Source organism: Vibrio breoganii (genome assembly GCF_001677275.1).
Classification (GTDB): Bacteria; Pseudomonadota; Gammaproteobacteria; order Enterobacterales; family Vibrionaceae; genus Vibrio; species Vibrio breoganii.
The window spans coordinates 784,011-808,196 of the sequence record NZ_CP016178.1; the positions used below are offsets into that span (position 1 = coordinate 784,011).

The 24,186-nt window shown below is 44.7% G+C and carries 22 protein-coding genes; 8 read left to right on the plus strand and 14 right to left on the minus strand.

Going from position 1 to position 24,186, the window contains the following annotated elements:
- Positions 1–39 precede the first annotated feature (39 nt).
- The 4 genes from A6E01_RS16505 to A6E01_RS16520 form a co-directional block, all read right to left on the minus strand.
- The gene (locus A6E01_RS16505) at positions 40–1,527 is read right to left on the minus strand and encodes a lipid-binding SYLF domain-containing protein (RefSeq protein WP_017028080.1); all 1,488 of its coding nucleotides are present in this window, start codon (positions 1,525–1,527) and stop codon (positions 40–42) included.
- A gap of 530 nt (positions 1,528–2,057) precedes the next feature.
- Positions 2,058–2,819: a transporter substrate-binding domain-containing protein gene (locus A6E01_RS16510; protein WP_017028079.1), complete on the minus strand. Its 762-nt coding sequence runs from the start codon at positions 2,817–2,819 to the stop codon at positions 2,058–2,060.
- 334 nt (positions 2,820–3,153) lie between these two features.
- A complete protein-coding gene (locus A6E01_RS16515) occupies positions 3,154–3,345 on the minus strand; it encodes a hypothetical protein (protein WP_017028078.1) in 192 nt (63 codons plus the stop codon).
- 258 nt (positions 3,346–3,603) lie between these two features.
- Complete coding sequence (locus A6E01_RS16520) at positions 3,604–5,319, minus strand: bifunctional metallophosphatase/5'-nucleotidase (RefSeq protein WP_065210746.1); 1,716 nt, start codon at positions 5,317–5,319, stop codon at positions 3,604–3,606.
- 234 nt (positions 5,320–5,553) lie between these two features.
- Here A6E01_RS16520 and A6E01_RS16525 point away from each other — a divergent pair, with 234 nt between their 5' ends.
- Both A6E01_RS16525 and A6E01_RS16530 read left to right on the plus strand, forming a co-directional pair.
- A complete protein-coding gene (locus A6E01_RS16525; protein ID WP_017028076.1) occupies positions 5,554–7,182 on the plus strand; it encodes an ATP-dependent endonuclease in 1,629 nt (542 codons plus the stop codon).
- Positions 7,183–7,486: 304 nt separating this feature from the next.
- A complete protein-coding gene (locus tag A6E01_RS16530) occupies positions 7,487–7,909 on the plus strand; it encodes a hypothetical protein (RefSeq protein WP_017028075.1) in 423 nt (140 codons plus the stop codon).
- A 96-nt stretch (positions 7,910–8,005) separates the two neighbouring features.
- On the opposite strand, the gene A6E01_RS16535 is transcribed toward A6E01_RS16530, so the two are convergent.
- Together A6E01_RS16535 and A6E01_RS16540 are read right to left on the minus strand one after the other, a co-directional pair.
- On the minus strand, positions 8,006–8,575 hold the full coding sequence (locus A6E01_RS16535) for a YceI family protein (RefSeq protein ID WP_017028074.1): 570 nt from the start codon (positions 8,573–8,575) through the stop codon (positions 8,006–8,008).
- Positions 8,572–9,120 carry a cytochrome b gene (locus tag A6E01_RS16540; protein ID WP_038132945.1) on the minus strand — a complete coding sequence of 183 codons (549 nt, stop codon included), beginning with the start codon at positions 9,118–9,120 and terminating at the stop codon, positions 8,572–8,574. The genes A6E01_RS16535 and A6E01_RS16540 overlap by 4 nt, the downstream gene beginning before the upstream one ends.
- 204 nt (positions 9,121–9,324) lie before the next feature.
- Between A6E01_RS16540 and A6E01_RS16545 the strand changes: the two genes are divergently transcribed.
- Positions 9,325–9,966, plus strand: coding sequence for a hypothetical protein (locus A6E01_RS16545; protein ID WP_065210747.1), 642 nt, complete (start codon positions 9,325–9,327; stop codon positions 9,964–9,966).
- A 5-nt stretch (positions 9,967–9,971) separates the two neighbouring features.
- Here A6E01_RS16545 and A6E01_RS16550 read toward each other — a convergent pair whose 3' ends face one another.
- Positions 9,972–10,703 carry a dienelactone hydrolase family protein gene (locus A6E01_RS16550; protein ID WP_065210748.1) on the minus strand — a complete coding sequence of 244 codons (732 nt, stop codon included), beginning with the start codon at positions 10,701–10,703 and terminating at the stop codon, positions 9,972–9,974.
- Positions 10,704–11,096: 393 nt separating this feature from the next.
- Between A6E01_RS16550 and A6E01_RS16555 the strand changes: the two genes are divergently transcribed.
- From A6E01_RS16555 to A6E01_RS16565, 3 genes are all read left to right on the plus strand, one after another.
- Positions 11,097–12,173 (plus strand): helix-turn-helix domain-containing protein, encoded by a 1,077-nt coding sequence (locus A6E01_RS16555; protein WP_065210749.1) that lies wholly within the window; start codon positions 11,097–11,099, stop codon positions 12,171–12,173.
- A gap of 169 nt (positions 12,174–12,342) precedes the next feature.
- Complete coding sequence (gene gltS, locus A6E01_RS16560; protein ID WP_017028069.1) at positions 12,343–13,569, plus strand: sodium/glutamate symporter; 1,227 nt, start codon at positions 12,343–12,345, stop codon at positions 13,567–13,569.
- Between the two features lie 239 nt (positions 13,570–13,808).
- Positions 13,809–15,416 (plus strand): ABC-F family ATPase, encoded by a 1,608-nt coding sequence (locus A6E01_RS16565; protein ID WP_082961393.1) that lies wholly within the window; start codon positions 13,809–13,811, stop codon positions 15,414–15,416.
- An 80-nt stretch (positions 15,417–15,496) separates the two neighbouring features.
- Here A6E01_RS16565 and A6E01_RS16570 read toward each other — a convergent pair whose 3' ends face one another.
- From A6E01_RS16570 to A6E01_RS16600, 7 genes are all read right to left on the minus strand, one after another.
- Positions 15,497–16,261, minus strand: a complete 765-nt coding sequence (locus A6E01_RS16570; protein WP_017028067.1) for a hypothetical protein — start codon at positions 16,259–16,261, stop codon at positions 15,497–15,499.
- A gap of 440 nt (positions 16,262–16,701) precedes the next feature.
- Positions 16,702–18,150 (minus strand): decarboxylating NADP(+)-dependent phosphogluconate dehydrogenase, encoded by a 1,449-nt coding sequence (gene gnd, locus A6E01_RS16575; protein WP_065210750.1) that lies wholly within the window; start codon positions 18,148–18,150, stop codon positions 16,702–16,704.
- 24 nt (positions 18,151–18,174) lie between these two features.
- Positions 18,175–18,891, minus strand: a complete 717-nt coding sequence (pgl, locus tag A6E01_RS16580) for a 6-phosphogluconolactonase (RefSeq protein ID WP_017028065.1) — start codon at positions 18,889–18,891, stop codon at positions 18,175–18,177.
- The gene (zwf, locus tag A6E01_RS16585) at positions 18,888–20,390 is read right to left on the minus strand and encodes a glucose-6-phosphate dehydrogenase (RefSeq protein ID WP_017032323.1); all 1,503 of its coding nucleotides are present in this window, start codon (positions 20,388–20,390) and stop codon (positions 18,888–18,890) included. Before zwf ends, pgl begins: the two co-directional genes overlap by 4 nt.
- Positions 20,391–20,774: 384 nt before the next feature.
- Positions 20,775–21,200 carry a hypothetical protein gene (locus A6E01_RS16590; RefSeq protein ID WP_017028063.1) on the minus strand — a complete coding sequence of 142 codons (426 nt, stop codon included), beginning with the start codon at positions 21,198–21,200 and terminating at the stop codon, positions 20,775–20,777.
- Between the two features lie 188 nt (positions 21,201–21,388).
- A complete protein-coding gene (yghU, locus tag A6E01_RS16595) occupies positions 21,389–22,246 on the minus strand; it encodes a glutathione-dependent disulfide-bond oxidoreductase (protein WP_017028062.1) in 858 nt (285 codons plus the stop codon).
- Positions 22,247–22,344: 98 nt separating this feature from the next.
- Positions 22,345–22,575, minus strand: coding sequence for a DUF3820 family protein (locus tag A6E01_RS16600; RefSeq protein WP_065210751.1), 231 nt, complete (start codon positions 22,573–22,575; stop codon positions 22,345–22,347).
- 86 nt (positions 22,576–22,661) lie between these two features.
- Between A6E01_RS16600 and A6E01_RS16605 the strand changes: the two genes are divergently transcribed.
- Positions 22,662–23,006, plus strand: coding sequence for a hypothetical protein (locus tag A6E01_RS16605; RefSeq protein ID WP_065210752.1), 345 nt, complete (start codon positions 22,662–22,664; stop codon positions 23,004–23,006).
- Positions 23,007–23,047: 41 nt separating this feature from the next.
- Positions 23,048–24,171, plus strand: a protein-coding gene (locus tag A6E01_RS16615) for an IS3 family transposase (RefSeq protein WP_102477418.1) whose coding sequence is annotated in 2 segments (ribosomal slippage) — positions 23,048–23,300 and positions 23,300–24,171 — 1,125 coding nt in all. Because the reading frame shifts where the segments join, the coding sequence is not laid out codon by codon here.
- The last annotated feature ends 15 nt before the right edge of the window (positions 24,172–24,186 follow it).

Genomic DNA, 24,186 nt, shown 5'->3' on the forward strand with positions numbered 1-24,186 from the left:
CCAGCACTAAGCTGGGCCTTTCTTTATTGGCTTAACCAATTAGAAGCGGCGCGTTAGAGAGGACACAAACTGGCGTTTGTCAGAACCGTTTTGTCCATATTCCGCTTGAATTGCCCATGAACGGTTGAAGTTGTAGCTTGCTCCTACTAGACCCATCCATTTGTCGATGTTTTCTTGCTCAATTTTGTAGGTGATGTGCATATCATCAGGTAGTTGACCATAGTGCTCACCATAAATGGTTAGCGTGCTATCTAAATAGCTAACACCAATATACACATCAACGCTGCTCGTATCCTTAAGTGGGATCTGCTTACCAACACGTGGGCTAACACTAAATACAAGCTCCTCTGCCCTTGCATGCTTCATATCGATATAACTGACTGAAACTGGTATCGCTAGAAAGTAGTCTCTCCAACCGGCTGCAAAGGTAGCGCCTATGGTGTAGTTCCATCCATCCAAGTCGACATCTAGCGCCGCATCCCAACCGTTAGAGCCATTCCATGAATCACAAAAATCAGGCTTACCAGGACCCGGCCTTGAGCATATAGGGCTTTCAATAATGGCATCCCCAATACCATTACCAACAGAGCCGTCTGATTGAAACTCGACGTGTGCCATACCATTAACTTTACCCACAGTGGCAAATACATTCATAAAAGGAAACACCCAAGCATCTATTTTCAACTGAGGCGTTTGACTATGAGAGTAGTTGTTATCAAATGACATAAACTCCATAGGTATAGTGCTCCCCCCGTTGATGCCAGAAAACCCGGCTTCGAGACCCGAGATCGTCATATCCTGCTTGGTTTCGGCATAAAGAATGCTAATACCAAAAGGTAAAGGCAGGCTAAATCCTTGGTCAACCACATCCTGAGCGAAGAATGGTAATGGCCTATCCCATTTCGGGTTCGACTCATCACCAGCTGACTCATGATTGGCAAATTTCGCATTACCCACCCCAGTTTCGGTCAGTTCTTCGTTTACCGATACCGACATCAAACGGGCACTCCCCACAGCTGAGGCACTAGACTCGAACACCAGATACGTAGGAATCTCGCTATCTTCTAGATAATATACCTGCTCGGTCTCTATACCACTGGCGCTTATATTCCAGTCAGTCCCCCAAGAAGACTCGCTGAAACCCTCACTAAACTTTTCAAGGTTCTCAGGGGTATCAAGAACAGAAATCATTCTGTAGCTACTCAGGCCAAGGCCAGCGCCTACATCGTAACGATAAAGGTCAATGTAGGTGGTAGAGTCATCAACATTGTTATAGACAGCACCTATACCCGTGCCTCCGCCCACCAATGGCACCTTAATGTTCGACATTACACCCGTCGCATACCCTTCTGCTTCTTCTAGTTGAGCATGAATTTCTGGGTAGACCTCTGCCAGTTCTTCTATTAACTGCTCACTTTCATCATCTATTGATTGGCGGATCTCTTCTCTCTCTTCGTATGGGATCGAAGAGCTACAAGCCGTCATAAACAAAGCGATACAACTGGTAAATACAAAGGGGGTGCGCATAGTGCCATAAGCCAACTGGTTACAAAGTGCGCGCAGGTTAACATGATGAAGATCCCCAACCTATCACTCAGGCTTATACCGATCCTCACTCTTATTTAAGTATTCAATTGAGCCTAGTGATGAATTAAAGAGCGATACGAAAAAGAGGGCTTTAAATGTAGAGAATTTCTTGCAATTGCTATCATTGGCATCAATGGATCGAATGATGAAACGGAGATAAGGTTTAATCTAGAGAAATAGTTTCAGTTGCGATACCACAATTTGAACACTTCATGCCTCTTGTCTGAACCAACATTTTGAAAGGAATGCCCAATATCCGGTTTCTTTGATGGTTAACCACTGAACGCATTGGACACCGTCAGGGAGTATACAAACCAAAAGCTTTCGCTGTATGAGGAAAGAAAGCAGTATTTAGCATGAAAACGGTAGCTTGATAAAGGCTATGTTTGTCGATGTAACCTTACACCCACTACCGTTTATAGTTCAGTTCCAGTTAATAAGGAAGGAACCTTTTGATATCTGACACCACATTATTTAAGGGCGTTCTTTTCCATCAAATCTTCTTCAACGCCTTTTAGTTTCATCTCATCCATAATGAAGTTTACAGTATTAAGAAGACGTTGCTCCCCTTTAGGGATCAAGTAGCCGAACTGGCTCTTAGTGAATGGGTCAGCACAACTTGATGCCTCTAAGCGCTTATCAATGCTTTGATAATACAGAGCTTCTGGCGTCTCGGTGACCATCACATCGACCTTACCTTCTGCAACCGCCTCAGGTACATCTAGATTATTTTCATAGGTAGTAAACTTGGCGCTAGTCAGGTGTTCTTTGGCGAACAACTCGTTTGTCCCACCAATGTTATAGCCCACCTTAGTGCTGGCTTGGTTTGCTTCTTCTAGGGTATCGTATTTTTCTGCGTTGCCTTTAGCGACCAAAAAGCACTTGCCAAACGTCATGTAGCCTTGAGTCTGCTCAGCGTTCAACTGACGTTGCATCTTACGAGTAATACCCCCCATAGCAATATCATACTGATCTTGCGCTAGGCCATCCAACAGCCCTTTCCAAGTGGTCTCCACAAACTCAACCTTGACGCCAAGCTGATCAGCCATATGCTTTGCCACATCAATATCGTAACCACTAAGTGTCTCGCCATCGTGGTAAGAGAATGGGCGATAGTCACCCGTAGTACCTACTCTTAGTACACCCTCTTTCTGGATATCGTCTAGACGGTCCGCGTGTGCAACACCCACGGTCATCAGGCCCAGAGAGAGACCTAAGATTAGTGTTTTCATGAATTAGTCCTTCTTAACAACTGTAAGCCTGACTATACACTAAAATCAAAAATTAATTCCACCCCAATCATTTACAAAATCAAATTCATCAACTATGCAATTGAATTTACCAACTAGTAGTTCAGTACTGGCTGCGCTAAGCACTGGGAAAGCTTAAATAGAAGTTATGATTTAGCATGAAACCGGTTTTTTGTGAAAGCACCGCTTGGCGATGTAACCATACCACTCACTGCCGTTTATGTTTTCAGCTGCCACTCATTTACGAGCAACCACAAAAAAGCCCTGCTCTCAAAGAGAGCAGGGCTTTCGAATAATGTGCAGTATGGCTAATCTATTAGCGCGTCATACCCAAATCTTTTTGCATGTGATCCGAAAGATCAGATGCATAGTAAGTTGTAGTAGTCTGACCTTTGCCGAAAAGAATATCAACAAGGTGCATCATCAATCCTTTGAAATCAATAGAATAGCTCTTTGCTTCCTGAGAGCTAGGTACTGCCACGGTGTTAAGATTCATTACTTGCGCCATGAGTGCCTCTTTAATTTCTGGTAAGTTTCAATAAGTTATGGCGCAAATATAGGCAAAATCAGTGTAAGAATAAAACGAGTAAAATTCAGCCTTCGGATTAGTTTTTCTAATTTTACAACGCAGTAACAAGTGCAAAAATCAACCTACGGAATAGATGCATAAATCCGCAATTTACGCACTATTCTGTGAATATAAATTCCTATGGCTATTTAAAGGCAGTTTTTGTTTACAAAACAGTCACAATAAAAAAGTGAAAATTTATGTGGTTAGGCCTAATTTAATTTGTGTCTCAAAGCGCAATGCTTCTCTTGATACAAACTCTAGGAAGCAATCAGCCATCGACATCTCAGTCACCGTCCAATCATCACGACAGTTCAGTATCGCCGAATACCCTTCCTTACCCTTCATTGTGTAAGCTGAAGACGTGCCCCAATAGACGTGATCGTCGCGAATGTCTGTCCAGCCACGAACCTCATCATAGATCCTTAGGTTTTTTACGCGCTGACCTTTTTTCGCATCAAGCACTACCTGATAATCCAACTGATAGGAATACGGGTAGCTTCCTGAGCCTGTTCCACTTTCATCAACAGCGTTATCAATAGCGCCTTCCAGCACGTCCTTAATATGACGCCCTTCAATGGAATATACGCCAATGGGTACGATGAAAGGCAGTAATTTACCGGCAATGTCAGCCTTACTGATTGGCCCCGCATTTAAAGAGCAGCGCACACCACCCGCATTATGTATTGCAAAATCTATGCTGTGCCCACGATGGCGCATCGCATGGTAGAAAGACTCAGCAACTAACGAGCAAATCTCACTCGGCCCTTTTTCATCAGGGATCCTTACGTGCCTCAGCCCAGTTTTAAGATGGCCTACAACACTCGTTTGCAGCGCATGCACCTCTGGTTTATAGGTTTCAGTTAATAGTTGATGTATCGCAGGGTCTTTTTTACAGCGCACGATATTAGGATGAGACTGTAAATAGTCGAACACCTGATTATATTCGCCATCACAGTCGCAATCGCTCATCGTCGCATCAAGGCACAACCGACGACCAATCAGAAGCTCATTTCGACCAAGAAATGCAACGACCTTGCCCGATTCATCAAAATCAATATCACAGTGGCCGATGGCTTGTGCGTGCAGGCCTGCTTGCACAACGTAAGTGTCGTTAACGCGTTTTCCGTACTCATCTCGGCACGACAAGCCCAGTTCGCTAAAATCACCCTGCAGGACGTGAGAATGTCCTCCAATAATCAGGCTAATACCCTTAACACTCTCAGCAAGCTTCAGATCAGCATCGTAGCCAAGGTGGCTAAGCAGTATGATTTTGTTGATCCCTGATTCACGGATTTGTTCAACCGTGTTGATGGCCGTTTGCGTGGCATTGACGAACGGAGTGTCGGGATCAGGGTTTGCAATGTCCATCATCTTATCTATGGATAAACCAAAGATCGCAATCTGTTCACCATCCACTTCATGGGTCAGCCACTTGGCGCTTTTAGAGTGTGGTTGATGTGAGTGTACACTTGGGGTTTCGCTAAGTCTTAGGGGCTTGCTCTGAAGTTCATTTGAGAGATCCCAGTTGCCACACAATAAAGGGAAGTTGATTTCATTGGCGAACGTGGCAAGGGGACCGTTGCCCATGTCCAGTTCATGATTTCCCAGCGTCATTGCGGTTAGGTTGAGTTGATTTAGCAGCCTTGAATTCGCTTCGCCCTTGAATAAGGAGAAGTACAGCGTCCCTTGAAAGCAGTCACCGGCGTGCAAAAAAAGAAACTCTCGACCTGCTTGGTCGGATTGCTGTTTAAGCTCTTGCGAACGTGTTTTTATACGTGCGAATCCCCCTACGCTTACATAAGGGTTTAACGTTTGATTCTCTATATTTAAAGACAGCTGTAGTGTTGTTGGCTCAAAATATGAGTGGGTATCGTTGATGTGAGCGACCCGTATCCTTGTCACTTTTTTCATTCTTTTCTTCATTCATTCATCTCTAGTTTCAAGGCCATTGTAGTCGGGCGAATATGACAAACCAATGAATTATTTTCTGGAGCGTATAAAACCTTATCTGACCCAGTATCTACGTGGCTTGTTTAGGTTCTAATTTCCCTAGAAGAACATAAAATATCAATTAGTTAGAAACATGCGAAGCTTCGCAGTGCAAATCCGGTCTGTTTTCTATAATGAAAGGAAAAGGGGTAGATTATGCAATTAGAGCGAATCGAAATCTCTGGCTTTCGGGGCATAAAGCGCCTTTCTTTGCCGTTTGAACAACTGACAACCCTGATTGGAGAAAACACATGGGGTAAATCATCGTTACTCGATGCCCTATCTGTTGCCTTACCGACGAATGCAGAACCCTATCAATTTGAAATGCGTGATTTTCATGTTGATTACTCAATCTCACACCCTCAAACCCAGCATCTTCAGATAGTGCTTAAGCTGCGCGCTAGTAGCAACAATGAACCAAGATCCGGTCGCTACCGCAAAATAAAACCCGCATGGAATGAGCGTTCAAATGGTCGCTCTGAAATCATTTATCGACTCAGTGCCACACTAGAGGGTACTAAAGTCACAACACACTACGCCTTTTTAAATCGCGAGGGAATTCCAAAGCAGTTGCATCACACCGCAAAGCTCGCACAAGAATTGATGATTCTGCATCCTGTCATTCGATTGCGTGATTCAAGACGTTTTCAACGCCTTGAAGAGTCTCCTCAACCGGATTCTAAGATCGAACGCAGAATAAAGAACACCTGTCGCCGCCTCATCTCACACCCAGGCCTTATCAGTAAAGAAGAGATGAAAAGCAGCGTTAAGACCATGCACGACCTTGTCGATCACTACTTTTCCTATAAAACTCACTCAAGGCACGACCCTAGAGCACTGCGAGATGGCATTTTTACCTCAAGTGCGGGTAGCAAGATGTCGCTGAAGCAGTTTGTTGACCAAACCAAAGACCGACAGACTCGTTTGCTACTAATGGGGCTATTGAACAATTACCTGCAAGCAAAGGGGAACACCGAGCTACGACGCTGTGCAAGACCCTTACTGATCGTTGAAGATCCTGAGGGTCGGCTTCACCCCACTCACCTTGCTCGGGCCTGGGCATTACTGCAAATGATGCCGATGCAGAAAATACTCACCACCAATTCGGCTGTTTTACTAGGGGCAGTGCCTCTGCGAAGTATCAAACGATTGGTTCGAAAATCAGATCGCACAGAAGCCAAATACATTCGCCCTGAGATGCTCTCGTCAGACGAACTAAGACGTGTCGGGTTTCATATACGCTTTCATCGTTCTAGCGCTTTATTTGCAAGGTGCTGGCTATTAGTTGAAGGTGAAACGGAGGTCTGGCTATTTAACGAATTAGCCAAATTGTGTGGCTACGATCTCGCCGCCGAGGGTGTGCAAATCGTTGAGTTCGCGCAATCAGGGCTAAAATCGTTACTCAAAGTCGCTCGCGCGTTTGATATTGACTGGCATGTAGTGACAGATGGTGACGCCGCAGGTAAAAAATATGCAGCCTCTGTGAGAACAATGCTCCATGGGGAGCAAGAACGGCACCGACTGACTGAGCTCCCGGATAAGGATATTGAGCACTACCTTTATAACAATGGCTTTGAGAAGTTCTTTAGAGACATGGTGAAGATCCCTTATGACCACCCTATCCCAGCGAAAAAAGTGATTGTAAGGGCATTGAAGAAACACGCTAAGCCCGACGTAGCTCTGGCGATTGTTGAATACTGTGAAACTCACGGAGACGGTGTAGTGCCACTGCTCATTCGCTGGACGCTCAAACGGGTGATCAGTATGGCTAATGGGAATACTTAATTTTTCTGAATAAACAAAGAAATGATAACGCTCCAACAGGGTTCTGCTTCGTAAACCATAACTGGTATTTATGAATCAACCAAATATAACCGCATATATCCTATTTTCATTTCATATAAGATACGCCTAAATATTATGAACGATGTGGTTACACGGCGCTTTCGCCATGAGAACCGAAGCAATGTTTATACGTTTAGGCAGACTTAAATAGCATAATCGCTATCCATAATTACCGTCCATGAGAAAACATCTCATAAAACAAGTTTACGATGCCTAATTTACCCATTTATATTGGAGCTAAACTATGAAAAAACTGTTTACATTCATCGTACTTCTGTTTGTTTCTACTTCTGCACTCGCTGACTACTCTAGCTTTGTTGATTCTGCCCATGCCACAGCAGACGAAGCTCAGACCTTAGAAACCAACAATGAAACACAATCTGAACCTGCATACGTTGAAGCTGACTATGCCGAATCTGTCAGTAAGGCTAAGTCTGATTATGAACAGCGTATAGACTACCTAGAAAATACGGATTATGAAAAACTAGAGAAGAAAGCTACGCGCGGATCGGCTGGTTTTATTCTTGCGAGTGTGGCTACTATCGCAGCCATTGGTAATCCGGGGCTAGTTGTAGCAGGTGCAGCGGTTACTGTCGGTAGCGTGTTTTATGTAAAAGACACACACAAAGCGTTAAGCGACAAGCGCACATTAGGTCATGAATTATAATGACTCGTAGACAGAACAAATGAGTTGTTAATAATGAAAAAAACCTCGCTTGAATGAATCAAGCGAGGTGAAAAGAAAAGGTACAGAGTTTAAACGTTACTTTTTCTTGCCTTCGACATGCAGTTCCATATCTACATAGCTCGAAGTACCCATAACTGGAATATTAAAGTCAGCCAGTTCTAGGCGGGTTGTGCCCATAAAGCCAGCGCGTTCGCCGCCCCACGGGTCTTTACCTTGACCAATAAAGTTAGCTTCAATGGTGATTGGTTTGGTTTCGCCATGTAGCGTCAAATCACCCATGATTTCTAGGTTACCATCACCCTTATCGACAACTTTAGTACTGTTAAATACCGCATCACTGTACTTAGAAGCATCAATGAAGTCGCCGCTTCGAATGTGCTTATCACGCTCTGCATGGTTAGAGTCCAAGCTCGTTGTATCAACCTTCACTTCTACTGAAGAGGCTTCAACGTTTGCAGGATCATAGCTAAATTCACCAGAGAAACGGTTAAAGCGTCCCTTAATGTAGCTATAACCAAGGTGACTTACCTTAAAGTTAATGGATGCATGCGCACCTTGGGTATCAATTACATAGTCTGCCGCGTTAGCGTACAGAGGTGTAGCCATCGCAAGTGCCAATCCTAGAGCAGCCGTTAATTTCTTCATTTTGAACCTCCTATCATTTTGCGTAGCGTATCGTCTTTATCGATAAAGTGATGTTTAAGTGCAGCTAAGGCATGGATAGCTGCCAATCCAATCAGGGCAAATGCCACATAATAATGTACTGTGCCAGCAAGGTCCGCTTGTCCTTCAAACAGCTTTCCTAGTCCTGGTACTTCGAACCAGTCAAATACAGAGATTCCCCTGCCATCTTCCGTCGATATCAAATAACCCGAAGCAAACAAAACAAACAGCAAAAGATACATAAGATGGTGCGCTGATTTGGCTGCTTTCACTTCAAAGGCATTGCCTTCAACTTTAGGTGCGCCTGTTATAGCCTTCCAAACGACACGGAAAATAGTTAACCCTGCGAGAATAATCCCTATTGATTTATGCCAGAACGGCGCGGTTTGATACCACTCACTATAGTAGTTCAGATCGACCATCCACCAGCCCACAGCAAACATTCCAATGACGGTTACAGCAGAAATCCAGTGAATAATGCGAGCGGTGCGATTATAGGTTTTCAACGTACTACTCCTTTGCTCCATAAGTAACTCAGTCACTTAACCGTTTCCTTTATTTAACAACTAGACTACAAGATAGAGCTAGTATGCGCGAACTAAATAAAACTACGATTGGTTGAATTTGACAGACTTATTCAAAGAATTTGAAGGAACTCCGCGATTTACTTAAGCTTACAATTTAAACTATAGTAAAATCATTGACATAATATCTATTTATCGGACAGAAATTTGCTCAAAGACATCGTTATCCAGGCTCTTAAAGCAGTTCAAAACGACTGTCTTTCCCTGTCAAAACAGCACTACCCCACCGTGCACAACCGAGGAATAAGTAACAATCACTTAACCTCTCTGGTAGAACGTCGCCTGCAGGTAATCGCGAAGCAGTTTGGCACTACTCTCACTAGTCATTCAATTGAGTTAGACACAACTAATGACAGTGAAAACACTGCCTATCGCCGAATTACACTGCCGTATGGCAGTGTGTGGCTATTTCCGTACTCGATAAAAACCGCCAATAAAGTGTTCAAGGGACAGCTTTCTAATACCCTGAATCTATGGAGAGAAGAATATGCCTATGCCATCCAACCGAACGATTGTGTGGTACTGGTGTGTGATCACTGGCTAAATCGCATTAACACCAGTCAGCAACTGCTTGACTGGTGGCACAACCAATTACCTGATGATTTTGCAGAGTATGCACAGCAAGGGATCCTGTTGGCTCAATCTTCGGCGCCAAAGCTTGATGACGTGATGCAATCTCTCAACCTCCAGCCCTGCTATAAAGCCCACGCCCACCCCCTTAAAAAAGAAGAGGACGGATCTTCAGTGAAAAGATACGTCCAGCTTTATACGATATTTGAGTGTAAATAGGAGATTTACTTAGTCACTTCTACTAACACTTCATTGAATCGTGTCCATGATTTCATGTCTGCATCTTCGCGGTAACGCTCTGAGCCAAACACAGTAAAGGCATGAGGTGCGCCGCCGTAAGAGACCATTTCATGCTTGATGCCCGTTTTCTCTAGCTCATCTGCGAGCATCGCGAAATCTTTCATGGTAATGGCCGTATCAGCTGTGCCATGGAAGACAACGACTGGTGCCTTGGTCATCTTGTAGCTTTGGCCTTTTGGTGTGGTTAAACCCCCATGGAAGGTCACAAAGGCTTTGGCATCTGCGCCTGCGCGAGCGGCCTCAAGTACCGCAGCGCCACCGAAGCAATACCCCATCACCACAGTGTTATCACCGCCGCCATTGAGCATCTCGCCTTTACGCTGACTCTCCGCCATCAACTTCTGTAGTTTGGCGCGATCTTTATAAAGCTCGCCTGTGTGTTGCTTCTTATCTTTTACTTCTGTTGGCCGAACGCCCTGTCCGAAAAGATCCGCGGCAAACACGTTGTAGCCTTGCTCGTTAAGCATTTCTGCTCGCTTGATCTCGTAGTCTGTTAAACCATCCCAATCGTGAACCAGCAGTACCAGTGGTGCTGAATCTGAAACCTTAGACCAGTAACCTTGATAAGCTTTACCGTCGACTTCATAAACAATATCTTCACCGGCTACAGCATTAACCGAACCCAAGATTAACGCTGCAGTTAAAAAATGACGCATGACACCCTCTCCTTCCTTATGAGTTAAGAAGAGTGTAGTACGGCTTTTTTACAAATAGAGATTATTTATATTCGTATTTAAAGTTAAAACCTAGTTTAGAATCAGAGTCATAGGCAAATCACTCGCAGTAAATGCGCCATCCATTTAATAATGGCCGTTTGTGTAGCCTATTCCCAGCCTAGTCACTATTCTTGTTTGAATTTCGTGGTGACTTTATTCCTTTTCGCTCTTGTGCAAACAATCACCGTTACAAAAGTTGATAAAATCGAAGGAACTAAGAATATTTTCATAGTTGTTAGTGAATTCAGTATATTATTGATAGATAGTAAGTCGCAGAATCTCCACAAGTAACCTGTGAAGCACAAATAACTTCTTATAATTTAATCACTTTTGATGAGAACTATCGAATTGAAGCCTAAAGCATTTAAGTCCGCAATACCTAAACAGCCTGATGAGGCCAACGACGGGTCTATACCGCTAGTAAGGGCAGATGCGTTAAATGCTTTAGTTGTGGAATTTGAGAGAAATGGCATCGATACCAGCGATGCGCTGGAAGCTGCCAACATTAGCCGAGAATTATTGCAGGGTGACGATAACATGTTGTCAACCAAGCCAATAATGATTCTAACCGAACATATTTATCATAAGAGCGGAATATTCGCATACGTAGAAATAGTACAAAAGACGCTACGGAGTGTTTTAATACCTCAGTTTGTACGTTCACTCTCTAAAAAGCTTACAGTTCGTGATGTGTTAGTGAAGTTCAATCTACTGATTCGTGAATCCATACCAGCCAGTTCTCAATACTTAGAAGTGGATGAGGATACGGCTTGGTTTTGCACCGCCAATCTTAAGAACTTACACCCTGAAGGCTGGCGCGAGATATTTACTGTTTTGTACTGCACCGAATTATTGAGAGTGCTAGTTAACAATACGAATTGGCGTCCAAAGTCAGTCTCACTGCAACAATCCCTAGACGGTGATTTTGCCAAAAACATACCCAGTAAGGTTCAACTTCTATTTGGGCAAAAAATAACAAAGATAAGCGTAGAGTTAGATTTACTAGATAACCTTATCTATACGCCATATCCCGAGCCTGAACCAAAGGAAATTGTTTGGCACAGTACCTTCACCGATACTATATATACTGCCTTGCAGCCCTACGTGCATGAACAACACCTCGATATTGATTTAGCAGCGACACTGTTTGATATGAGCTCTCGTACGCTTCAGCGTCGCTTACAGCAAGAAAAAAATTCATTTAGAGCGATCAAGAACAGCCTTATGTTTGATACCGCTTGTGAGCTTATGAGTCGAAATTTGAGCCTGATACAAGTCTCTGTTCAGCTGGGTTATGCGGACATTTCTCACTTCTCTAGAGCCTTTAAACGCTTCAGTGGTTTAACCCCAAAACTGTACCAAGCTGCCTTGATCGAAGAGAAAAATAGTTTAAAAATCAAACAGTCATAATCATTTAATTTTCGCGTGGCGGAAAGTGGTAATTGAAATTTGAGGTTTCTGGCGTATAATCCGCCCTCCTAAATTTGGACTAACTAGTTACGATGGCCTTTCAACTTTCGTCTATAGTTATCCAATACTCATCTCCACAGCGGTTTTCGCCGTGCATTAAAGGAGCTTTATGACTACTACTTATACTATTGGCAGCTTAGAGTCGTTTCTCATTGCGATTTTTGTACTCTTTCTGGGCCAGTTCATTAACAGAAGGGTTCCCTTCTTAAAAAAATACAAAGTGCCTGAACCGATTATTGGTGGCCTTATCATTGCCATCATCATCACTGTTTTGCACTTCAACGGTATCAACCTAGATTTCACACTACCTCTAGAAAAGATACTGATGCTGATGTTCTTCACTACCGTGGGTCTATCCGCAAGCTACTCTCAACTGCTTAAAGGCGGTAAGAAAGTATTCATCTTCTTAGGGGTGGCTTCCGTTTATATCATCATCCAGAATGCCATAGGCGTGAGCCTTGCTAGCATGATGGACTTAAACCCATTGATGGGTTTGGTAGCCGGTTCAATTACACTCTCTGGTGGTCACGGTACAGGTGCGGCTTGGGCTGCAACCTTCGATGAACTGTACGGGCTTAAAACGCTCGAGTTCGCCATGGCCTCTGCAACTTTTGGTCTGATTGTGGGGGGTCTTATTGGTGGCCCTGTTGCTCAGCGCAGAATCAATAAGCACAACTTGATTTCTGAGTACGGTGACGGTTCTCAGCACCATGAGAAATTCCCAGATGTCGTTACCTATAACGAAACTGAGGAAGACAAGGTGACACCTCGTCGCGTCATTGAAACCATGTTCATGGTTTTGGTGTGCGTTGTGGGTGCGACTTACATCAAGGAGTACACTTCAGGGTTAGGTATCGGTTGGCTTAAAGGTATCCCTGACTTTGTATTTGCATTGTTCCTTGGTGTTATTCTGACAAACATCTACGAGTTTACCGGTGCGTACAAGTTCAATACCGACACTGTCGATATTATCGGTACCGTATCACTAGCACTGTTCCTAGCGATGGCGCTGATGAGCCTAAAATTGTGGGAGATCTTTGATCTTGCTATGCCACTGTTGGTCATTCTAGGCGTGCAAACCTGTGTGCTCGCGGTATTTGCATACAACATAACCTTTAGGGTTATGGGCAGTAATTATGACGCCGCCATAATCACCGGCGGTCACTGTGGTTTTGGTATGGGTGCGACGCCAACGGCGGTAATGAACATGGGTTCTCTAGTAAACCACTACGGCCCTTCACCACAGGCCTTCATGGTAGTGCCTATTGTGGGTGCCTTCTTTATCGATATCGTGAACTTACTTGTTCTGCAGGGTTATATTGCCTTCCTAGGCTAATACAAATAAACCATTGCCCCGAAGCCAGCTTTAATAAGCTGGCTTTTTTATTCTGCCGAACCCAGAAATCCCCTATCCTTGCTATTTTATACATCTGATCAATGAAATCATTTATGTGACATATATCTCATAACTGTCTTTTATCGAATAAGTCTGTATAATTCCGCGCCTCGTATCTCACTGTTTAGTCACTGTCTTTGATTAAGCAGACCCTTACTTTAGTTCTCAGGAATAGTTCTTTGATATCTACCGCAAACATCACAATGCAATTTGGCGCAGAGCCGTTATTTGAAAACATCTCTGCTAAATTTGGTAACGGCAACCGTTATGGCCTTATTGGTGCTAATGGGTGTGGTAAATCAACCTTCATGAAGATCTTGAGTGGTGCATTAACGCCAAGCTCAGGCAATGTCTCTATTACTCCTGGACTAAAGCTAGGTGTGCTAAGCCAAGACCAGTTCGCATTTGAGCAATACAATGTGATTGATGTGGTTATCATGGGTGACCGCAAGCTTTGGGAAATTAAGCAAGAGCGCGACCGTATCTACTCTCTTCCAGAGATGAGCGAAGAAGACGGCATGAAAGTGGCTGAGCTTGAAAGCGAGTTTGCAGAGATGGACGGCTACACAGCAGAAAGCCGTGCTGGCGACATTCTTCTTCAAGCCGGTATCGAAGAAGAGTTTCACTTCGGTTTGATGCAGCAGGTTGCTCCAGGTTGGAAGTTGCGCGTACTACTGGCGCAGGCACTGTTTGCTAATCCAGATATCTTGCTTCTAGATGAGCCTACCAACAACTTGGATATTCACACCATCAACTGGCTGGGTGAAGAGTTAAATCAGCGTAAGTGCACCATGATCATCATCTCGCACGATCGCCACTTCCTGAACTCTGTATGTACTCACATGGCCGATATCGACTACGGTGAGCTGCGTATCTACCCAGGTAACTACGAATACTTCCTTGAAGCTTCTGGGCTCATCCGTGAGCAGCTTTTATCAAGCAACGCTAAGAAAGCGGCAGAAATCAGCGAACTACAAGACTTCGTAAACCGCTTTGGTGCGAACGCCTCTAAAGCAAAACAGGCAAGCTCTCGCGCTAAGAAAATGGACAAGATCAAGCTAGATGAAGTTAAGTCATCAAGCCGTATTAGCCCATCCATTGACTTCGGCGAAGGAAAAAAGCTGCACCGTCAAGCGCTTGAACTGAAAGACATTGGACACGCATTCGATGATGAGCTTCTGTTTGAAGGGGGTAACCTACTCCTTGAAGCAGGAAGTCGCCTTGCGGTTATTGGCGAGAACGGTGTTGGTAAGACAACGTTCTTACGCTGCCTAGTGAATGAACTAGAGCAAAAACACGGCGTGGTGAAATGGTCAGAGAATGCCTCTATCGGTTACTGCCCGCAGGATAGCACTGCTGACTTCGATAATGACCTAACTATCTTTGACTGGATCTCTCAGTGGCGCACCGTTAAGCACGATGACCTTATGGTACGTGGCATTCTAGGCCGTCTACTGTTTACCGCTGACGATGCCAACAAGAAAGCAAAGAACTGTTCTGGTGGTGAGAAAAACCGTCTGCTGTTTGGCAAGTTGATGATGCAAGACATCAACGTGTTGATTATGGATGAGCCAACGAACCACATGGACATGGAAGCCATCGAAGCGCTGAACTCTGCGCTTAAAGAATATCAAGGCACGCTGATCTTCGTTAGTCATGACCGTGAGTTCGTCTCTTCTCTAGCGACTTCTATCATCGATATCAAAGATAAGAAGCTGGTGAACTTCCAAGGCACTTATGATGAGTACCTAGACCACCAGAAAAGAGAACTAGCCGTTACCTTGTAACGCAAAGCTAGACAAACACGCATTAAAAAAGCAGAAGCCCTAGGGCTTCTGCTTTTTATTTAGGCAAACAGAGTCTGAATTTACGCTTTAGCGCTAAATACCACTTCGTATTCACCAATACCGTCGTACTTGATGGTCGTTGGCTTATCAAATGCAACTTCTACGATGCCACAGTAAGAGCCAGTGATAATCGTTTCGCCAGCTTTGAACTCAACGCCACGACGAGTCATGAAGTTAATCAGCCAGTAGATTGGGCTTTGTGCTGACTGGTTCGGGTGCTCACCGTCAAACGTCTGAACGTGGTCGCCTTGTGTAACAGCAACGTTCACTTTAGCCGCGTCGAATGCTTTTTCACGTGAAATTTCAGGACCAACAAATAGACCTTGGTTAACCATGCAGTCTGCTAGTTTCTCGTAGAACTCAGCATCGCTATCAGCAGCAAAACGCGCTTGCATAAGCTCTAGAGCCATGTGGCAAGAACCGATCGCATCGTTGATTTGCTCTTCGGTGTAACCTTCTGGGTTAGCTGGCAGGTCTTTGCCTAGCGTAAAGCCAATTTCAGGTTCAATACGCGCAACGCCATTGTCAGCAAACAGCTCACAAGTGTCGCCTTGTTGTACGCTATCAGAAAAGATAGGCGCTACGATGTACTTGTCTTCAGATAGTGGGTTTAGACACTTCCAACCACCTACTTGACCGTTCTTAGCTTCAATCATTGCTGCTTGAACTTGCAGTGCATCTTCTAGAGATGTCGGGCGAATGTTTTCCGCTAGACGTGGTGCTTTTGTGCCCGCAATGCGACGACCTAGTAGCTCAGAGGCAGCGTCGTTAAAAAAGTTAGTCATATTGTATTACCTGTTATTTGTTTTAATTAATGATATAGGAAATCAAGTGCTCTGAATAGACTACCCATGTGCCGTTGAACCCTCTTGAAACAAAAAAGGTGACTTGAAAACAAGTCACCTTCTCACATCAATCTCAAATTGTGCGCTGTAAAAAATGAGCGCTAGAGACTAGGGTCTGTTGACCTTTTGCGATTAAATTTTGCTCGACCAGAAGTCATTTAATCAAGGCGAGGGACTTGCCGCCTAGTCATCTAAGCAAAAGTCGCTCAACACAGAGTAAATGGGTTCTGGACGAGCCCTTCGGATAGCGCTTTGTTGGGCATTTCTACGGCGTTAGTCACTTTTCATGTGGAACCACCACACCTAAAAGCGACTGCCTTGTATTAATACCCAACAAATCGCTACAAAAATAACCTCAAAAGATCAACAGACCCTAAATATTAAACGTCGTACGTAGTAGACGCAGTGTCGCCGCCTGTACCTGTCCAGTTAGTGTGGAAGAATTCGCCACGCTCACGGTCGATACGCTCATAAGTGTGAGCACCGAAGTAGTCACGTTGAGCTTGCAGAAGGTTCGCTGGCAGACGAGCTGTAGTGTAACCATCAAGGAACGACAGCGCTGAAGTCGTACACGGCATTGGGATACCCACTTCTAGTGACTTAGCCGCAACCTTACGCCATGCACTTAGGCAGTTCTCTAGGATTGCCTTGAAGTAAGGATCTGAACCAAGGAATGCAATCTCAGGATCAGTATCAAACGCATCACGGATGTTGCCCAGGAACGCAGAACGGATGATACAACCGCCACGCCACATTAGTGCTACGTTACCGTAGTTTAGATCCCAACCATTCTCATTTGACGCTTCACGCATCAGCATGAAACCTTGAGCATAAGAGATGATCTTTGACGCTAGAAGCGCTTGACGAAGTGCATCAACCCACTCTTGCTTGTCACCTGTTACAGGCTCAACCGTCTTACCAAATAGCTTCTCTGCCGCTACGCGCTGATCTTTCAGTGAAGACAGGCAGCGAGAGAATACTGATTCAGAGATAAGCGTTAGCGGAATACCCAAATCTAAAGCATTGATACCCGTCCATTTACCTGTGCCTTTTTGGCCTGCGGTATCTAGGATCTTATCAACTAGAGGTGCGCCATCTTCGTCACGGTACTTTAGGATGTCAGCTGTGATTTCAACAAGGTAGCTGTCTAGCTCAGTGGTGTTCCACTCAGCAAATACCTTCTGCATCTCGTCAGCAGACATGCCAAGGCCGTCTTGCATGAACTGGTATGCTTCACAGATAAGCTGCATGTCACCGTATTCGATGCCATTGTGTACCATTTTAACGAAGTGACCTGCGCCATCGTTACCTACCCAATCACAACAAGGCTCGCCTTTATCTGTTTTCGCAGAGATGCCTTGAAGAATAGGTTTTACCGCTTCCCATGCTTCTGGGGAGCCACCTGGCATGATAGAAGGACCAAAACGAGCGCCCTCTTCACCACCAGATACACCAGTACCGATGAAGTAAATGCCCTTCTCACGAAGGTAAGCAACACGGCGGTTAGTGTCTGGGTAGTTAGTGTTACCACCATCGATGATGATATCACCCTTGTCTAGTAGAGGGATAAGTTGCTCGATAAAGCTATCTACAACATCACCCGCACGAACCATAAGCATCACCTTACGAGGCGTTTCTAGCTTATCGACCATCTCTTGCAGCGAGTATGCACCAACGATGTTAGTGTCCTTCGCTGGGCCTTCAAGGAACTGATCTACCTTCGCGGCAGTACGGTTGTGTGCTACAACTTTAAAACCGTGGTCGTTCATGTTTAAGATAAGGTTTTGACCCATTACTGCGAGTCCAACTACACCAATATCACCTTTCATACACTCTCTCCTAATATTCTTATCTTAAGCAATCTTGCTTGCTGCATCTGAATCTAAAAACCACTCTGTTTCACCCGCAATGGAGTGAATCTTTGCCGCTGGATAGGGCAACTCCTCAGCCGGAGTGTGGTAGATCTCGTTTACGATGTCGGTTTTACCTGCGCCAAGCACCAAGTAGCTGATACGTTTTGCCGCTTGAAGTACTTGAGCTGACTTAGAAATTCGAAGCTGACCCGATTCTGGGTGTGCAGCAACGATAGCCAGTTTTTCTTCACTGTAATCAGTTTGGCCTGGGAATAGAGACGCGGTATGTCCATCCGCGCCCACACCCAATAGGATCCAATCAAACACTGGAACACCATTTTCTGAAGGGATAACTTCGAGCATTTCACTGGCAAAACGAACCGCTTCTTGCTCAGCGTCGTTTTCACCAAGAATACGGTGAATGTTCTGCGCAGGGACGCCTACAGGCGTAAATAGCAATGCGTTGGCTTCACCAAAGTTACTTTCTGCATCGTCAGGCGCTACACAGCGCTCGTCACCCCACCAGAAGTGAAGGTTCTGCCATTGGATATCGCTAGCGTAAGGCTGCGTTGCTAATAACTTAAACAACATTTTTGGCGTGCTGCCACCAGACAAAGAGATGTGCACCGCTCTGCCTAGTTGGCTAAATGCTTTTAGCTCCTCGGCAAGCTGCTCTACTACCTGTGCTGGAGTTTCAAAAATTTTGGTATTCATCATAACTCGCAATAATCTGTGTCTGTTAAGTTTTTGCATGGGAAGCGCCACATTTTTCCATCACGCTCTAGCAGATCATGAGACTCTTTCGGCCCCCATGTACCACTAGCGTAACCAAACAATGCTTGTGGGCGCTCTTTAAAGTCCAGAATCGGCTGAACATATTCCCAACATGTTTCGACTGCATCTGAACGTGCAAACAAGGTTGCGTCGCCATTTAATGCATCAAGCAACAAGCGCTCATAAGCCGTCAGCATATGGGCTTCATTCAGCGTCTTGTAGTGGAAGTTCATCTTCACTTCTTTGGCGTGGAAACCTGCACCCGGCTCTTTCAAACCAAAGCTGATTTGAATACCTTCATCCGGTTGAATACGGATAATAAGCTTATTCTCAGGAGCATCTTGACCAAACACTGGATGAGGCGTGTCTTTAAAGTGGATAACCACCTCGGTAACGCGCGTCGGCAGTCGCTTACCGGTACGAACGTAAAAAGGTACACCATTCCAACGGCTGTTGTTGATGTAAGCCTTCAGGCCTATGTAGGTCTCTGTACGTGAGTCATCGGCAACACCGTTCTCGTCACGGTAGCTAGGCAAGAACTCGCCACGCACTTCAGATTCTGTGTATTGACCCAATACTAAGTTATTAGTCAGGTCATTCTCATCAAGTGGCTTGAGGCTTCGCAGTACCTTAACCACTTCGTCACGAATAGCGTCTGCGTTTATGCGAGGAGGAGACTCCATGCCCACCATTGCTAATACTTGCAGCAAATGGTTTTGGAACATGTCGCGCACAGCGCCTGAGCCATCGTAGTATCCACCACGCTCTTCAACACCTAAAAACTCAGCACCGGTAATTTCTACATACTCGATGAAGTTTCGGTTCCAAAGAGGCTCAAACATGATATTTGAGAAGCGGAACACCAGCAGGTTTTGAACCGTTTCTTTTCCAAGATAGTGGTCAATTCGATACAGCTGAGTTTCTTCAAAATGAGTGTGAATTTTCTTACCCAACTCTTTTGCAGAAGCGAGGTCATAACCAAATGGTTTCTCAACGATCAATCGCTTCCAGCCGTCATCTTCTTTATTCAACCCGTGCGCCGCAAGGCTCGCAGGGATCACTGAATAGAGACTTGGTGGTGTCGCTAAATAGTAAAGAACGTTACGTTGTTCCAATTGGTAGTGAGCAGCAAGTTCATCTTGTCTCGCTACAAGCTTGGCGTAATCAGCTGTGTCAGAGGTATTGATCGCCTGGTAGTGTAGATGGTTCATGAACTCATCTAATACCACTTGTTCTGTTTGTTCGAATTCTTGAAGGGACTTCTTAATCTTCTCGCGGTAGCTCTCATCACTGTATTCAGTGCGACTTACGCCAAGAATGTAAAATGATTGGGGAAGTTGACCGCTTTGGTACAGTCGATATAAAGCTGGGATTAGCTTACGGTAAGTTAAATCTCCAGAAGCACCAAAAATTACTATGCTGCTTTTATCAGGTATTACCATCATGTGTCCTTAAGTACCTTTAAGGGTTGCATACATCCATCACGTCGTCGGGGGAAACCGCGTCCGAATGGGTCAAAATGCACTATGAAAAGAATTCTACACCGAATGGGCTGAATTAAAATAACTTGTCACTTTCATAGGGCGACAAATTGTAAAAAATAGGCAAAAAAAATCTCCGATAACTTTACGGAGATTGCCTTGTGCTACAGTCTAGCTATATATGAGCTTAATACAAACGTTTTTCATTCGTAACTTTCGTTTCCCGCCCTACCTGTTCAATATCTAAACAACGATGCTCTTCATTAGCGCTTCTCCGAATAGTGATTGGCGTTTCGAGTAAATATTGATGTACTGGTAAGGCAGTTAATTGTAAACGTTCAGGGATTAGCGATACTCAGTAACAATCGCGACGTAACGAAATAGTCCGCTGTCTTCAAAGTAGTCACGGTACATATTGACAGAAAAATAGTCGGGTTGGTCAAGCTCAATCTGCTCTGCGATTTCATCACTTAGCTTGTCTATGTCATTGTGTTCATAGACGCGGAATCGGTCGACTTTCTCTAAACCCATTTTCTTTGCTTGATGATGCGTTACGTAGGTTTCTTTGTAGTGTTCAACAACATAACCATCATAATCTACCGCTTCCATATTGGCGTCTAGATCCTCTTGAATCACCAGGTCTTCAGCGACTTGAGTTTGCAGCATTGGCATATCATCCGCAATTTTGGCTTTGTCCTGAGCCAAGTTTCCGGCAAACGCGTTGCTTGAAAGGGCTACAAGCATACCTAGCGCTACTACTGTTTTTTTCATGTTTATTACCTTACTGAGCATCATTGCTCAGTTCTCAATGTGACTAACGTGTTGGCTAGTCTATGACGGTAAATTCTTAACAGTAACTTCCTTTTGATTGATGAAATCCTTCATAGTTCTGAAGACAAAAAAGAGCCAGTGAATGCATCACTGGCTCTTCTAATATTCGGTTTTTTTAGAGTATAGCTCTACGCTTGAAGCATGAGCACCTTATCAATATCTTCGGCGCTGTGACGCTCTGGTACTTGCTCCGATTCTTCACCAAACGAACGGTTTACAACACGCCCACGCTGAAAACCTTCGCGCTGCTCAAGTTGTTTTGCCCAGCGAACCACATTGGTATAGGTCTCTACTTGCAAGAACTCTGCAGCATCGTAAAGATTCCCTAGAACCAAATTGCCATACCATGGCCAAATCGCCATGTCTGCGATGGTGATCTCTTCGCCCGCGACAAAAGGATTATCCGCTAGTTGCTTATCGAGCACATCCAACTGACGCTTGGCTTCCATCGCAAAGCGATTAATTGGGTACTCTTGCTTTTCATCGGCGTAAGCATAGAAGTGCCCAAAGCCACCGCCCAAAAACGGCGCAGAACCTTGTGCCCAGAACAGCCAATTGAATGTTTGGGTTCTCTCTGGACCAGATTTAGGCAGGAAGTGATCAAACTTCTCTGCCAAATGCACAAGAATGGACGCTGATTCAAATACGTTGACTGGCTCACTGCCGGTTTTGTCGACTAATGCCGGGATTTTTGAGTTTGGGTTTACACCCACAAAACCCGATGAGAATTGGTCTAGCTCACCGATTTTAATCAGGTAGGCATCATATTCTGCTTCTTTAACACCTGCGGCTAAAAGCTCCTCAAACAATATGGTCACTTTCTGGCCGTTAGGCGTTCCAAGCGAATACAACTGAAATGCGTGCTCACCTACCGGCAGTTCTCGCTCAAATCGTGCACCCGATTCAGGGCTGTTAATGTTCGCCCACTTATTGCCACCCTCTGCATCATTGACCCAGATCTTCGGCGGTACATATTGTTCAGTCATAACATCTCCTTGAATTTGGCTTAACCACTTAAATGAACGATCGCTCAATTAAAATCATACTATGCCTACTCCTTTTCGAAGGCAAGTGTTTTAACAGCCTAATACCTGTCCTGATCTTCTTTCAATGGCTTCACCACCGAGTCCAATCCTTCGACTTTTAGCGCTAAACACAATTGCAGTAACTGTCCTAATTCACCAGACGGCCATTCCGACTTATTTTGGAACCACAACAGGTACTCCTCAGGCAAGTCTATGAGTACCCTACCGGCAAATTTCCCAAACGGCATTTTCATTCGAGCAAGCTTAATTATATTTTCTTTTTCTAACATTTTTTAAAACCAAATCAAACACTTCATGACATTTATTGTTACATCTACGATAATAGAAATCAGTGACACAAACTAAAGGAACCCGTTTGCGTAGAGCCATTTTCATCACATTCCTACTCACAGGATTATCCGCCCCCTCTTGGGCTGAAGATACTGAAGAGAAGTGCTTGAGCAAACCCGAGGACGATAGAGCCATCTCCAGAGCTTATCACTATCTGAACACCAAGTTTTGCCAACCTGCTGTTTGGTTTGATGATTTCTTTGCTGATGAGCGTGTGACTGAGGATGCTAGAGCGGGCACCTCTGTGCGCTGGAAAAATGATTTTACTCAGTTTGAAAATGACGGCTTCAAATACAATACCAGGATCGATGCCAAGTTTAACCTACCCAAAGAGAAGTGGTCCCCGATTTTCGGACATGACTTTAAGTGATTGATCTGTTTTGATAGTACCCAGAAATACTGGAGCAGATTATGACTAGAAAACGCAGAAACCACTCTCCCGAATTTAAAGCTAAGGTGGCATTGGCTGCCGCTAAAGGTGATAAAACTGTCGCTGAGTTAGCACAGAAGTACAACCTGCACCCCAACCAGATCTCAACATGGAAGAAAGAGCTGCTTGAAAATGCAGCCATGATCTTTGCCTCTGAAAGTCAGTTGGGCAAAGACAATTCTGAAGAAGTGGACAAACTTCACGCTAAGATCGGTCAATTGACCATGGAAAATGATTTTTTGGCGAAAGTGCTCGGTCGTTAGATCGAGCACAGCGAAAGAGTTCGCTGGATAAATCCACCCAACTACCGATAAAGCGCCAGTGCGAGCTTCTTAATATTGCTCGCTCTACGGCTTATTACCAACCCATCGGACTTTCTACTGAGGAGATTGAATTGCGTCGAATGATTGACGAAATTCACCTTCAGTATCCGTTCATGGGCAGTAGGCGTGTTCGAACTGAGCTGGCTAAAAAAGGCCATAAGGTTAATCGCAAGCGTATCGTTCGGATCATGCGTGAAATGGGCATTGGAGCGATTTATCCCAAGCCAAAAACGACACTGGCGAACAAAGCACACAAGGTTTATCCCTACCTATTGCGTGACATCGAAGTTACTTACCCCAACCAAGCTTGGGCTATTGATATCACGTACATTCCGATGGCTAAAGGGTTCCTGTACTTGGTTGCCATTATCGATTGGTACAGCCGTAAGGTGTTGTCTTGGCGCCTCTCGAACACCATGGATACAGGCTTTTGTATTGATGCTCTTGAAGATGCGCTTCAACACTACGGACCACCCGATATCTTCAACTCAGATCAGGGCAGCCAGTTTACCAGTACTGAGTTCACACAGAAGTTGCTCGACCATAGCGTACGGATCAGCATGGATGGGAAAGGCCGTTGGATCGACAACGTTTTTATCGAGCGATTATGGCGAAGTCTGAAATATGAGGAGGTTTACTTAAAAGCTTACACCACGCCCCGTGAAGCCGAACTTGAAATCGGCCACTACATGGTGTTTTATAATGAGGAGCGTAACCATCAAGGCCTCAATGACCTAACCCCTGATGAAGTCTACTTCGGTAGGCAGAGATACGCTGCATGAGCTGGATCAACCACT

Bases quoted from the DNA above. Each gene is read 5' to 3' on its own strand.
- A6E01_RS16505 (WP_017028080.1), bottom strand. From the start codon at position 1,527: ATGCGCACCCCCTTTGTATTTACCAGTTGTATCGCTTTGTTTATGACG.
- A6E01_RS16510 (WP_017028079.1), bottom strand. From the start codon at position 2,819: ATGAAAACACTAATCTTAGGTCTCTCTCTGGGCCTGATGACCGTGGGT.
- A6E01_RS16515 (WP_017028078.1), bottom strand. From the start codon at position 3,345: ATGGCGCAAGTAATGAATCTTAACACCGTGGCAGTACCTAGCTCTCAG.
- A6E01_RS16520 (WP_065210746.1), bottom strand. From the start codon at position 5,319: ATGAAAAAAGTGACAAGGATACGGGTCGCTCACATCAACGATACCCAC.
- A6E01_RS16525 (WP_017028076.1), top strand. From the start codon at position 5,554: ATGCAATTAGAGCGAATCGAAATCTCTGGCTTTCGGGGCATAAAGCGC.
- A6E01_RS16530 (WP_017028075.1), top strand. From the start codon at position 7,487: ATGAAAAAACTGTTTACATTCATCGTACTTCTGTTTGTTTCTACTTCT.
- A6E01_RS16535 (WP_017028074.1), bottom strand. From the start codon at position 8,575: ATGAAGAAATTAACGGCTGCTCTAGGATTGGCACTTGCGATGGCTACA.
- A6E01_RS16540 (WP_038132945.1), bottom strand. From the start codon at position 9,120: ATGGAGCAAAGGAGTAGTACGTTGAAAACCTATAATCGCACCGCTCGC.
- A6E01_RS16550 (WP_065210748.1), bottom strand. From the start codon at position 10,703: ATGCGTCATTTTTTAACTGCAGCGTTAATCTTGGGTTCGGTTAATGCT.
- A6E01_RS16555 (WP_065210749.1), top strand. From the start codon at position 11,097: ATGAGAACTATCGAATTGAAGCCTAAAGCATTTAAGTCCGCAATACCT.
- gltS (WP_017028069.1), top strand. From the start codon at position 12,343: ATGACTACTACTTATACTATTGGCAGCTTAGAGTCGTTTCTCATTGCG.
- A6E01_RS16570 (WP_017028067.1), bottom strand. From the start codon at position 16,261: ATGACTAACTTTTTTAACGACGCTGCCTCTGAGCTACTAGGTCGTCGC.
- gnd (WP_065210750.1), bottom strand. From the start codon at position 18,150: ATGAAAGGTGATATTGGTGTAGTTGGACTCGCAGTAATGGGTCAAAAC.
- pgl (WP_017028065.1), bottom strand. From the start codon at position 18,891: ATGATGAATACCAAAATTTTTGAAACTCCAGCACAGGTAGTAGAGCAG.
- zwf (WP_017032323.1), bottom strand. From the start codon at position 20,390: ATGGTAATACCTGATAAAAGCAGCATAGTAATTTTTGGTGCTTCTGGA.
- A6E01_RS16590 (WP_017028063.1), bottom strand. From the start codon at position 21,200: ATGAAAAAAACAGTAGTAGCGCTAGGTATGCTTGTAGCCCTTTCAAGC.
- yghU (WP_017028062.1), bottom strand. From the start codon at position 22,246: ATGACTGAACAATATGTACCGCCGAAGATCTGGGTCAATGATGCAGAG.
- A6E01_RS16600 (WP_065210751.1), bottom strand. From the start codon at position 22,575: ATGTTAGAAAAAGAAAATATAATTAAGCTTGCTCGAATGAAAATGCCG.